1 protein-coding gene is annotated in these 991 nt (G+C 29.4%); it reads left to right on the top strand.

Annotated features, from left to right (window positions below; genetic code table 11):
• Window positions 1–603: TPM domain-containing protein (locus tag ACSVH9_RS16270; protein ID WP_438064623.1), on the top strand; the 603-nt coding region annotated here is incomplete at its 5' end.
• Window positions 604–991 lie beyond the last annotated feature (388 nt).

Below are 991 nucleotides of genomic sequence, written 5' to 3'. Positions count from 1 at the left end.
AACGTTGGCGGTAATTTTACGACCGAAAATCGAAATCAAACATATTCAATGAAGCAAATTTCTAAATATATCTTTTTACTCTTCTTTGCGATAAATTTGAATGCACAGAAAACAGATGTGATTAAAAATGACCGCTTGAAATACAAATCGGTCGAATTGTTTAGAAAAGTTTTTTGGGATAACTTACCAAAGCCAGTAAGTTGGACAAACGATTATGAAAATTTATATTCTGATGCCGAACAAACTAAACTTGACAGCATAATAACCAGATTCGAAAAAGAAACGACTTTTGAAATTGGAATTGTAACTATTGACACAATAAAAACTTCAAAAGAAAACTTTGACAACTTATCACTTCATATTGCGCAAACTTGGGGAATTGGGAAAAAAGATAAAGACAATGGAATTTTAATTGCGATTTCGAAAGGCTATCGAAGAATAAGAATTGAAAATGGAAACGGAACAGAAAAGATAATTACAGAAAAAGAAACTTCTGAAATTATCGAAAATTATTTTATTCCAGAATTTAGAAAAGGAGAATTTTATAATGGCACTTTAAATGGATTAAGTGAAATTATTAAACTTTTAAAATCAAAAATATAAAACAATATCAAATGAAATTATCAAAAAAAAATTATCTATACTTAATGCTGTTAGTTTATTTTTTTCTTTTTATAGTATGAATTTGACAATTTGGATTGTTTCAGAATTAATAGAATCTCCAAAGAATAGTATAATAATTACTCCATCTTTTTTGTTAGGCAAATCTATATTCCCTTTGTTTTTATGGATATACATTATACTAGGTGGAAAATTAACATCCCAAATTAACAAAAATTACGCTAATTAAAAACTACCGCCAACACACGCTACAAGCAAGCTGGGCAATTGGCTTAATTTGAAGATGGTTTGTGTTTGATACATTTGTTTTTATCCGAAAGATTACGCATCTTTAATCCCAGCCTGCGTGTAGCGCGGGAACGTTGGGAGC

Source organism: Flavobacterium sp. RSSB_23, assembly GCF_051547145.1.
Taxonomy (GTDB): Bacteria; Bacteroidota; Bacteroidia; order Flavobacteriales; family Flavobacteriaceae; genus Flavobacterium.
The sequence above is the reverse complement of the archived record's forward strand: the minus strand, read 5'-3'. Positions and strand labels throughout refer to the sequence as shown.